Source organism: Chryseobacterium sp. FH1, from assembly GCF_000735135.1.
Taxonomy (GTDB): domain Bacteria; phylum Bacteroidota; class Bacteroidia; order Flavobacteriales; family Weeksellaceae; genus Epilithonimonas.
Genome location: NZ_JPLZ01000006.1, coordinates 224,460 through 236,879 on the forward strand (window position 1 = coordinate 224,460; position 12,420 = coordinate 236,879).

A 12,420-nucleotide genomic window follows, 5' to 3' on the forward strand; every position below is an offset into this window, starting at 1 on the left:
TTGCAAACAGTTAATGAAAAGCGCCAGCTTATATTGCGTTTGATCTTCAAAAATGAAATTTATAGCTTCTGTGCTATTTTTGAAAAATGTTCTTAAGTTTTGATATTTGCGAGGAACTCTTTCATTATACTATCTTATAGATTCCACTATAACATAAAGTTGGCTGAAACGTAAGATAATGACCTTTTTAAAAATAAAAAACCCCGATTTTGGTAAATATTTTCACCCTATTTGTTAGTTTTTGATTCAATACATTCCATTCAAATATATAGTTGTCATTATTTTTATTATAGTTAACCAAATTTGACCTAATTATCTAATTCTATAAACTCTCAATGTGAATATCAAGATCTGTTATGTTTTTTTTATGTTTTATTAAATCTAATCTAATTTTTTTGCATAATTCAGCATCAAATATAAGTTCACCGGATTTTGTAATAAAACTTTCATTCCCAGTTTCTTCATCTTTGACATACTTTGCATGAGCAAATTCATTTCTCATTTTGATTATATCATTTTTAAGCTCCTCTATGAAATTTTCAACTCCTTCATCGTCCAATATTTGACTAATTGCTATTGCTCTCTGTGCAGAGGAAATAAGTAGAGGATCTTTTAAAATTTTTCCAATCGAATTTTTGTCTTTGTAATCTGTGGCTTTTCTGTGTTTTTCACCATAAAAAGATATTAGACTTGTATAAATAGCATCTTTAACATTTTGGGAGTCTTTCTTTTGTAGGTATTTAACTATAATTTCCAACATGTCATTTTCTAAATTACTAGCCTCTTGGATTAATAATCCCCTCATTGGTACAATGTGCTGAAATTTCTTAACTGTTAGTAAAAACAACTCTTTAGCTTTTTCTATAATTTTTTCATAATGAACTGTTCCTGTGATTTTTCTAGTATCAACAAATGTAATTCTATCCTTTTTAATAGTGTCAGCGACATCTCCCTGAGCAGAATAAAACATTATTTCCGTATAAACATTCTTTTCTCTTACTTCTTCAATAATTTTGTCACCGTCTCGTGCACTTTCACCTGATTCATTTAGATGATAATCCGTAAGAATTAAGTCATAGGAATCATTTAAATTTTTAAAAAATTCCTCCTCATTGCTAACTAAGTTAATTGTAGGCTCAAAGCCTTCGTTGAAAATAAAATCTTGGAGTTCTTCTGCATAATTATCTTCTATTATATCAGATTTTTTATCATCAAGCCACAAAATACTGTAATTAATTTTCATAGGGTAATATTATTTTAAATGTAGTACCAACGTTTTTAATTGATTCTACTGATATAATTCCATTTAATTTTTTAATAATTTCTTTAATCTGAAATAGGCCTATACCAGATCCATTTGTAGTTGAGAATCCTAAATCGAAAATTTTATCGTAATTTTCTTCAGGGATGTAGTTTTTGCCATTATCATAAAAAGAAAGTATAATATTGTTTTTTTCCAAATCAAAGTTAATTTCTAAAACGGAAGCCTTTGATTTTTCGGAATTGTTTATGAAATTATCAATTAACGATGTAATTTCTAATGGAATAAACCTTCTCTTATATTTCAAGTTTTCTTGAATATTAACCTGCAGATTCATTGGAGTGTCGATAACCTTATCTTCTGATAAGTAAATTTCATTTATATAGCCTTTTGTGAACTCAATTAAATCCTCATTAATTTCAGTAGCTTTCAAGTTGAAATTAGCCTTTGTGATATAATTTGCTATAGAATTTATTTTAGCTGACTCCAATGAAATTACAGATAGAAACTTATTAAACTTTTCATGCCCCTCAATTGTTCTTAACTGTTTTAGTAATAGCCCAATATTTCTGTTAATTCTACTGGACGAATGAAAGATCTGGTGCTGAAGGGCAATTATTTTTTCTTTATCGGTTCCTACTATAGAATTAGTCCATAAATTTCTTTTTATTTCAGCATCAATTTGAGAGGTTAATTTCTCATTTTCAATCATTGTTCTTAAAGTTTCTTCTTCTGCCTCATCCTTTGAGGTTTTCAAATCGGTTAACTTTTTTTCAATTTTTCTGACTGAAGAAATAATCTCGTCCGTATTAAAATCTTTATTGTTTACTCTATCTTTTATATCTTCTAGAATCTTTTTAGTGGAATCTTCTTCTTTCAATTCCAGAATTTCGAATAAATCATCTGAGTAATTAATGGAAATTAGATTTTGCGATCGTGCTAGTTTTTGCACTAAGTTTTGTAAAGCGTACACTTTAGCAGTCTCATCCAAATTTATGTAGTCATCTTCCGATAAATCTTTTCCCCAATCTGAAACTTCAACAACATATCTTTCTAATCTTCTTAAAGTAGTATAAAACCATTGATATAGCTCTTGATAAGCCTGAGTCTTAATAAGTCCATCACCACGGCTCGATGTTTCAACCAAAGATTGGTTTTCTCCACCAATATCAATATATCCTATTGATTCTCTGGTTCCAATGTATCTTGCAGTTCCTTGAGCTTTTCTATTATCCATTTTAAGAGGGTCTTCTCCTCTCTCTCCATAGGGATATATTCTTAATCCATTTTTATATACAAAAATATGTCCGTACTCCACTGGTTGTAGTCCCATTCTTTTGGAGAAGGTCAGTTTTGATGAACGATTAAGATAGTATATTATGAAATCGACATCATGTAAGTATAGATTTTTATTCTCCTCAACAATAGAATATACTAATTTCCCACCTTCAAATAATTCAGTTGTTATAGTGTCATCATTAGAAACCTTAGAAACTATTTTTGTTGTTTTTAAATCTAATGTTTCAAAAATTAAATTTTGGATTTCTCCATTTACAATGTCTTTGTAAATGGATTCCTCTGTTTTTTTCTTTTTTTTACCTCTTTCTAAAACTAAATTGTCCTCAATTTTTTCAGCATCGACTATTAATTTTATTTTAAAATTATCATCATCTTTTTGATTGTTAGGATTTATTAATTTTGCTAATGCGCCTTTAAGTCTTAATAATTTATCTCGATCCCAAAGACTTCGTAAATTTGTAATTTCTAAAACAGTACCTTTTGTTTTTCCATATGAACTTTTGCTTAATGTTTCATGTAGAACACTTATATTGATAAATTCGTCATTTAAATCATTGTCAAACTTTTCCCAATCGGTTATTAATGCTTCAACTTTTGATTCCTCTTCTTCTTTAATAGTTTCCAGATACAAATTTGAACCTAAGCGATCACAAGAAAAGCGACCTATCCCTTTGGCTCCAGCATAAGCTCTTTTAACTTTAATTCTATCTCTGTATCTATAATTATTCTCTTCGGTACCTTCCTTTTTTGCTGAATAAGCGACAAATAACCATTTGTTTACTAAATCAAAATAGTTCATTCCTTTGCCATTGTCTGAAATAATAATTTTGTTAAAATTATTACTGACGGCATCATGTTCAAATGTTATATCTACTTGAGTAGCATGTGCATCATAAGCATTCTTCACAAGTTCGAACACAGCAATAAAGTCGTCATTTATTAAATCACGACCTATTATATTTTTTAACGCAGCACTAATTTTAAAATTTAATTCATTTCGCATTTAGAGTAGACTTTTTAGAATTAAGCCAGATTGTTCTGCGAAGAGTGGTGGTATTGCATTACCAATTTGAGTATAGCGGGGCACTTCCTGAGTTCTTCTTTTACCACCAGTTGTATATTTTCCTTTAAATTCATACCAGTCAGGAAATGATTGAATCCGCGCATATTCTCTGACCGTCAATATTCGGGGTTCTAAATAATGAATATAATCATCTGGAAGGGTAGTAATTGTTGGGCTTTTACTACTTCCGCATAATGGTATTATAGTATGTTTTTTTAAATTGTATCTTTCTCTAATATCTTTTGATAAATCTAAATTTCGTCTATTGTTTGATAATTCTAAAATTACTTTAAATCTGTCAGATGTTGACTGTAAATGCTTAGGGAATCTGTGGCTATCAGCAATCTCTTTACGAATGTTTTTTCGCATATAAGCTTGATAATTAGTTTTATTACTACTGTAAATCCCTGCCTGAAAACTTGAAGTGTCTGGTGATTCTTTCGTGCCATTACTTTTCAATAAATCTGAAATTGCATCTTCTAATGTAGTGTCTTTGGATAATCCTTTTCTTTTTAAGAAGCTAAATGAATTAGCACTTAAAGATGTGAAAAAATTATCAACTAATTCTTGTGAAGAATCTACCATATTATTTTTAATTCCAATAAGTATAAATCTGGTTCTTTTTTGTGGAACACCATACTCACCAAAATTAACTAGCATACCTTTAACAAAATAACCTAAATCTTGTAGTTTTTTTGTTACAACTGACGAATATGCAATTCCTTTTTCTTTGTTTTTTTTAAATTCCATTGTAAAACCTTTCACATTTTCAAAGAAAATCATTTTTGGTTGAACATATTCAACAAATTTAATGTATGAATTAATTAAATCATTTCTTTGATCTGTTTCATCACGTCTGCCAGCCATCGAAAAACCCTGGCAAGGTGGTCCACCGGCAATGAGAGATATTTTCCCTCGTAAAGATTTTAAATTTTCTACGTAAGTATCTAAAACTGAATTTATTTCATGGTTTTGTTGAGGAAGCCAATCAGGCCAATCAAAATGCTTTTTTTTGTTGATTAAATTAAATTCTAAAGTTTTAAAAGCATCTGGACTTTTTTCTATTGCGAATAAGCCTTCCCAACCTGCATTATGAAGTCCTAAGGATAGTCCCCCGCATCCTGCGAAGAGATCAATATAAAGTTTTTTTGAAGCCATAGTATTAGTCGCCATAATATACAAATATATTATATAAATCTATTTAAAAAAAACCTTAAATAAAAAAAATATAATTAACTGATAATGAATGTTTTATTGTGTGTTGTATGTTTTTTATAATCTTGATATTTAAAAAATTTATTTATATTTTAGTAATATATCTTTGTATTCTAGCAATTCCTCTTTGCTTTTTTAACAATAAGAAGAATTTCTGCTTAATTACGAATTCATTGCTTTATCAAGGATTTTCTTTGCAAAGATTGTGTTTGAATGCTTTAGCCCATAAATTTTCATATTGATTTCTAATGATTTTTTCAAATATTCTACAGCTAATTCTTTGTTTCCTTTCAATAAGTGAACCGTCCCAAGATTATAATAGGATCCTCCTTGACTTGGCTCAATGTTGATTTCCAAAGCGATCTTCAAGCATTCATGTGCATATTTTATGCAGTTGTCATAATCTCCTAGTTGTAAACTGACATTTGCTAGATTGTGTAAAGACATGCATTCACCTTGTCTATCTCCAATTTGTCTTGTTATATCGATACCTTTCTGTAATAAGATTTTAGATGTTTTATAGTCACCTTTTTTAAATAGAGCGACTCCAAGACTAGTATACATACTACCTTCTGATTGTTTATTTCCTGTTATTTTTGCAATTGGTAGCCCCTTCTGTAAGGTTTTTATAGCCTTCTCGACTTGTCCGGTTTGGTTATAAACAGTTGCGAGATTTCCTAATGAAGGGCATAAACTTTCTACGTAGTAATTCTCAGCTAAAAATACGGCTCGTTCAAATGCTTTGGCAGCATTGTCATAATCTTCGAGATTTCTGTAAACGCTACCAAGTGCTTGTAATTGAGAAATTTCGCCTTGGGTATTACCTATTTCTCTGCAAACTTTGCTTGACTCTTCTAAACATTTTTGAGCTTCCGGAAATCTACCTGTTGCATTTAAAGCCATTCCAAGGTTACCAAGTTGAGCGTAAAAAAACAATTGATTATTTTCACTTTGAGCTATATGGAGACCTTTTTGCCATATTTGTATAGAAATATTATATTCTCCAATATCGTAGAAAAGCCTTGCTGCTAATTGATTTTTTATTGCTAAGGAATATTGAGACTCTTTCTGTATCCATATATTAATATTTTCACTCCAATTTATAGGCTCAGAAAAATGTTTTTTTAAAGTTTCACTCGAAAACTGTTCCCACAATTGTCTTACTAGAAAATCAGTGTTGTAATAGATTCTAACTCCATTGTAGAGATCGAAGGGATTGTTATACTTTTTAAAATCTATTTTTTCAACAACACAACTATTTTCATCAAAGGAATGTTCTATAAAAATTATATGACTTTGATTTTGAGTAATGAGTTGGATTTGTGGAGTTATATCAAAGTGATCTGAACAACTGTATCCCAAAAAAAGGACGTTAGGATTTATTTTTTCTGAAAAAAAGGATGAAATTGTTTTATGTTTATTTTGACTTATATATTGACGTGCAACTAGATCCAAAGTTATTTCAACTTCTTTTTTATTTGAGATGCAACCATGTATTTTAATAAGTTTAACATTACCATCATTCCAATCAATATTTTTAAACTCTTCATCACACGAAAAAACATGATAATGAGTGCTATTAATTAATTTCATTTCCAACAATGCATCTTCAATTAATGTATCAAAATTTGTAGTAATTATATTTTTTACAAATCCCAATTTGATTAATAGAGCTATCAGTTGATGGCTGTCGTTTGGCTGTCCTTTTGTAAAGATATTTAATATGTCATCAATATTTGTTTCATTTGATAACGTTTGAATGAACGCCTCAAAAGGCAGATTTGAGTTTAGGAGGATTTTTGAGTCATTTTCATTGACATCAATTACTTTTAGAATGTATTTAAGTAAATTGTTGACTAGCGGAAGGCCGGAATTGTAAGATATTCCAGCACCACAAAATATTGCAACTTCTTTGTTCTGTAACTTATTTTTAATCCTACAAATTATTTCATTGCATGAGGATGAATTTATATTCATTAAAATAATCTAATAGTGTGTACTATGAGAACCAAATATATCAACTTTTCATTTGTCCTCATTACGGTTTTCCGTAAAACAACAAAAGTAAATACAACGATAAAATTTTCAATCAGTATTTTTACTGAATTTTAATTAGGTATGGTAACATTTATCTTGTGAAACAAAAAATCCCGACTCACGTCAGGATTTTTTCTTTATTTCAATCTCTTTTATATCGTCGTATTTAATTTCATTTATTGGCTCGTTAGAAAAAAATTCTTTTATTGAACTTCCAAGCGATGGCAATAAGATTTAAATTTTTGATATCGAATTTTGCAGTTTTAGACTTTGTATCTACATTAATGATTTAACTTGCGCTCTTTCCAATGATAGGGATTTTGACTTTAGACTTTTAGTATTCTTTTACCTGTTTTGATAAAGTCATCATATTTCATTGCCAATTCATTTTCAATCGAAGAAATATTTTTCCATGCATCATCAAATCTCTTTCTGTCACTATGAGCCCATTCTTTTGGAATCGACAGCCATCCTGGAGTTCCGTGAATACCACTAACTGTATTTACTGTAACAGAGCGTAATTCTCCTATTGTTTTAAGCAATTGTTCCTTTTTCTCCTCTAAAACTGGATTAAGAAATTCAAAATATGCTTTTCTGTTTTCATCAGTTAATTCAATGATAGTGAATAGATTTTCACCGTAAAAAGCGTTGCTTGAAAATATGTTTTGTTTCACATTCATAATCATATCTTCAGTAAGAAATTCATCTCTGATTTTCATATATAAATTACAATCCAATTCAATTGTATCGTCATCATATTTGAATGTTCTATTTTGTTTTAAAATGTAGTAGATCCACATAATGAGTGAAAGAATTATTAGAACCACAATACAAATCCAGAGTTTAATAGGATAATTCCAGAATTTTAGAAATGCATCTTTGAAGGATATTTTTTGAGATATAGAGACTATTTTATTGTTAATTAAAGTAATCAAAAATAAAATTCCCACGGAAATAACTTTGCTCCACACAGAATCATTCCAAATTTTCTGTAATTTTTTAATCATTTTCGAAGATTGATAAATTTTGTATCATTATCAAATGTAACGAATTAGAAGTTAGTTTTTACAATCTTCTTTAAAAACAAAAATACCAACTCTCAACAAAATTTTTTAAAACTTTTATTATCTTTATAAAAAGCACAAATATGAAAACCCAAAAAATCTACAGCATCATAGCAGCCCTCGCTACCAGTGGAGTTTCAATTTTACTAATTAGAAAAGAATACTAGATACCTAAAAACTTCTTAGACAATGTTCTAAGCGTTACTACAAAGTAACTATAAAAAAAATCCTGACATTGTCAGGATTTTACTTTTTTATATTTTGAAACAATTCTTCTAAGGTTATCTCTTTTTTACGACAAATTTTAGCTATCGTTTTAACTGACATATTATACTCTGTTTTCGATGTACCTAGTGCAATATTTTTAATTCTTCTAACAGTACTTTCTTCTATATCACATTTAGACGCAAACTCTCTCTGTGATTTTGCTTTTGAAATCCAGTTTGTATATACGTATTTGCAAATAGCAATAATGACTTCCTGCTCATTCTCCATTAGCGCAAATTAAAAGAAAGAGAAAAAAAATAGTGCGGTTTTCTGTGCGCAATAATAAAATATTGCTATATTTGTAAAATAAGTTACTGTAATGTAACTTTGCGATACTTCAAAGAATTATAGAAGCTATTGCTTAGAATCTTGTACTAGAAAACTGGTAATTTTATTGAGACAAGAGGATAAGTATTGTAGCTCACGACCTAGGCGTGAGCTCTCTTATCTGTCTCAGGGTATACCAGTACCTCTAGTTCGGATTTGTAGAGTTTCATGCCGTTTTTGTTTCCCAATGCTGTCCGCTTTCTCCGCTTACTAAGCCGCTTCCCAAAATATACTAAAGTGTAGTATCAAACACGACACGATACAATGGGGTGTACAACCCATTGCGGCTTCACAGCTTTCACGGGACTTGCAATGTTCTATTCCATATTAAACAAGAATTTCCACCCTCCAGCGCGATGGGCAAAGGAATTCCACCCTTTAGGGCCGGGGAAAAGAATTCCTTTAGAGCCAGGAAAAGAATTCCCTCAAAAATTGGATTAGAACACAAAAAAATTACATTCAATCAAATTAATTTCAAGGATTGTCTTTGGCGGGAAAGTATTACCATGTCAATTAAGCTTTCCCCTAAAGCGATCCGAAAAAACAAAAACAAAAATGAAAACTCAAATCCTCAAAGAAATTTTCCACCCTTCAGGGTCGGGAGAAGAAATTTTTCACCCTTTAGGGTCGGGGAGAAAAAATTTCCACCCTTTAAGTTCGGAGCTAGAAATTTTCCACCCTTTAGGGCAGGGGAAAGAAAATTTCCACAACGATACCTGATACTTTATACACCATACTTTATACACCATACATAGTACATTGTACTTTTTACATCCGACAAAAAAAAGCCCTCCCAGCACCATTAGTATATTGGAGTGTACGTAGTGCAGAGGAGAACCCAAGTTCAACTAATTAAACCTTTATCAAAAGTATGAAAAAAAACTTTTGCAGCCTAAGTCATATCCAATTGGCTTTTGGCATCACCTTGCTCGTCTCAGGCGTAGCAATAGGGCAGATGCGGATCATTACCGGCACTGTCACAGACAATGGGAAACCCGTCTCGGGCGTTTCCGTATTCCAAAAGGACACAGACGTGGTAGTTGTCACGAGCAATTCCGGGGCTTATGCCGTTCAGGTATCTGGTGACAATCCTACGCTGGTTTTCAGACACCATGGCTTACCAGAACGGACGGTCACCACGGACGGTCGCCAAACCATAGACATTGATCTCGCACGGCAGGACAACCAGATCGAGGAGGTCATCCTCAACGCTGGCTACTACAAGGTCAAAGGCCGGGAGAGTACAGGAAGCATCGCCAAGGTCACCGCCAAGGACATAGAAAACCAGCCTGTCAACAATGCATTGTCGGCAATACAAGGAAGGATGGCAGGCGTGAACATTGTGCAGATCGGTGGCAATACCGGAGGTGGCTACGATGTGCAGATCAGGGGACGAAATAGTCTCCGATCCATCACCAACGGCCTGATCAACGGCAACGAACCATTGTACGTCATCAACGGATTTCCCATCGATAGCCAACTGCCCACAAGCTATACCGTCAATTTCGAGCCGGTTCGCAACATCAACCCCCTGAGCGCGATCAACCCCAACGACATCGAAAGCATCGAGATCCTAAAGGATGCCGACGCCACCGCAATATATGGTTCACGAGGTGCAAACGGCGTGATCCTCGTCACTACCAAGAAAGCCTCGTTAAGGGAACTGACGCTCAACCTGAACACCAGTCTCAGCCTCGGTCGTGTCGCGAGCAGATTCAAGATGATGGACACAGGGCAGTACGTCAATATGAGGGAAGAGGCCTTTCGGAACACTGGCATCACAACGATCCCTGCAAATGCCTATGACATAAACGGGATATGGGACAGGAGCCGTTACACCGATTGGCAGAGAAGGCTCATCGGCAACACGTCGGAAAACAGCATGACCCAGCTCTCACTCAGCGGTGCCGGAAACAGAAACTCTTTCAGGGTAGGTTTCACGCACACCGACAACGGTACGGTGTATCCCGCCGATTTCCACAACAAGAACAACATACTGAACAGCGAATTTAATTACGAGAGTGCCGACCGCAACTTTTCTATCGGTTCTTCCAACAACTTGGCATTCCAAAGCAACAATACCATGAACAGCGACTTTACCAGGCGCTCACTTCTGCTTTCACCCAACGCACCGGAGCTCTACGATGCCGGCGGAAACCTCAATTGGGAGAACAACACCTTCACCAATCCATTAGGCGCTTTGAATGGCAGGTACAGCGCAAGATCTTTCCAGCTCAACCAGACCATGCTCGTATCCTATGGTTTTTGGAGCAATTGGAAGGTCAAGCTGAACGCTGGGGTGAACTATAGAGATCTGGACGAGCTCACGCTTTCCCCGAATACTATGTACAATCCAGCATTTTTGTCAGGTTCTAGCCCCGCCTATTCTACGGCGTCGCAGGGGAGGTCGTCATCCTCCTCATACCTCTTCGAGCCGCAGTTATCTTGGAATACAAAAACAGACAATACAAGCTGGGAGGCACTTGTTGGCGCCACCTATCAGGAGTCAACCACAAAAATATCATCCATGAGAGGAACGGGGTACACCTCCAACGATCTTCTGGAGAACATTGCGGCGGCCAAGACGATCAACATCCTGAACCTGAATGAGACCCGATACAGATATGCCGCGCTCTTTGGAAGGCTGAACTGGATGTACAAGAAAAGGTATGTCCTGAACATCACCGGCCGACGGGACGGCTCCAGTAGATTTGGCCCTGACAACAGGTATGCGAATTTCGGCGCCTTGGGCGGTGCATGGATCTTTTCGGAAGAAGGCTTCTTGCGGGACTCGAAGTGGCTGAACATCGGAAAGATCAGGGCAAGCTACGGTATTACAGGAAGCGATAGGATCGGCGACTACCAGTATCTGGATACTTACGCATTGTCGTTTAACAGCTACAACGGCGAGGCAGGCTTTGCGCCATCCCGCCTTTTCAACCCCAACTTCTCTTGGGAGAGAACCAGAAAATTGGAGGTGGCAATGGAATGGTCGCTATTCAAGGACAGGGTCAGCCTTACCTCCGCTTGGTACAGGAACTCTTCGTCCAACCAGCTTGTAGGTTATCAGTTGCCTGCTACCACGGGATTTGCATCAGTGCTCGCAAATCTTGGTGCAGTTGTGGAAAATACGGGCTTTGAGCAGACGGTCGGATTTCAGTTCATCACAAGTAGCGATTGGCAGTGGGGCACAAACCTCAACATCTCCTTCCCAAGGAATAGGCTGGTCGCATTCCCCGGTTTGGAGGGTTCCCCTTATGCAAACCAGTATGTGATAGGACAGCCTGTCACGATCCTCAAGCTTCTCGAATATCAGGGCATTGATCCTGAGACAGGAAAATACAGGTTTAAAGATGCGAACAACGATGGCAAGATCACCATTTTGGATGATGCCCAGACCGTCGAGAATGTCGGGGTACGCTACTTCGGGGGTTTGCAGAACGATATAAGGTTCAAGAACTTTTCTCTCTCGTTTCTGTTCCAGTTCGTGAAGCAGAGGCAGACCAACTATTTCAGGGAGATGAATCTGCCCGGAAGCATGAACAACCAGCCCCAGGCATTTACAAATGTCTGGTCACAGAACAATACGGATGGGGTTATCATGCCATATGCCATTGAGGCCGATCCCGAGACCAGCACATTGACAAACTTTTTGAAATTCAGTACCGCCGCGGTCGGTGATGCATCATTCATTCGGTTAAAGAATGTACAGGTCAATTATACGCTTCCAATAGCAAAAGGTATTGTAAGGGAGGCCCGCATCTACGTGCAGGGTCAGAACCTTATCACATGGACCAGCTATTTCGGGCTCGATCCGGAGTTTCTCATCTCAGGATACCTCCCGCCACTGAAGACCTATGCATTCGGATTTCAACTCACCTTTTAAT

The 12,420-nt window shown here is 35.1% G+C and carries 7 protein-coding genes; 1 reads left to right on the plus strand and 6 read right to left on the minus strand.

Annotation, left to right across the window (positions count from 1 at the left end):
- Positions 1–322: 322 nt before the first annotated feature.
- The 6 genes from IO90_RS07975 to IO90_RS08000 form a co-directional block, all read right to left on the minus strand.
- Positions 323–1,243, minus strand: a complete 921-nt coding sequence (locus tag IO90_RS07975; protein WP_034965636.1) for a hypothetical protein — start codon at positions 1,241–1,243, stop codon at positions 323–325.
- Positions 1,233–3,563, minus strand: coding sequence for an ATP-binding protein (locus tag IO90_RS07980; protein WP_034965637.1), 2,331 nt, complete (start codon positions 3,561–3,563; stop codon positions 1,233–1,235). The genes IO90_RS07975 and IO90_RS07980 overlap by 11 nt, the downstream gene beginning before the upstream one ends.
- Positions 3,564–4,796 carry a DNA cytosine methyltransferase gene (locus IO90_RS07985; protein WP_228374659.1) on the minus strand — a complete coding sequence of 411 codons (1,233 nt, stop codon included), beginning with the start codon at positions 4,794–4,796 and terminating at the stop codon, positions 3,564–3,566. It lies immediately after the preceding gene.
- A 204-nt stretch (positions 4,797–5,000) separates the two neighbouring features.
- Entirely contained in the window at positions 5,001–6,815 is a 1,815-nt protein-coding gene (locus tag IO90_RS07990; RefSeq protein ID WP_034965639.1) for a tetratricopeptide repeat protein, read from the minus strand.
- Positions 6,816–7,201: 386 nt separating this feature from the next.
- Positions 7,202–7,882, minus strand: coding sequence for a hypothetical protein (locus IO90_RS07995; protein ID WP_034965641.1), 681 nt, complete (start codon positions 7,880–7,882; stop codon positions 7,202–7,204).
- 303 nt (positions 7,883–8,185) lie between these two features.
- Positions 8,186–8,434, minus strand: a complete 249-nt coding sequence (locus tag IO90_RS08000; RefSeq protein ID WP_034965642.1) for a transcriptional regulator — start codon at positions 8,432–8,434, stop codon at positions 8,186–8,188.
- 970 nt (positions 8,435–9,404) lie between these two features.
- On the opposite strand from IO90_RS08000, the gene IO90_RS08010 reads away from it, so the two are divergent.
- Positions 9,405–12,419: a SusC/RagA family TonB-linked outer membrane protein gene (locus IO90_RS08010; protein ID WP_034965645.1), complete on the plus strand. Its 3,015-nt coding sequence runs from the start codon at positions 9,405–9,407 to the stop codon at positions 12,417–12,419.
- Position 12,420: the final 1 nt, after the last annotated feature.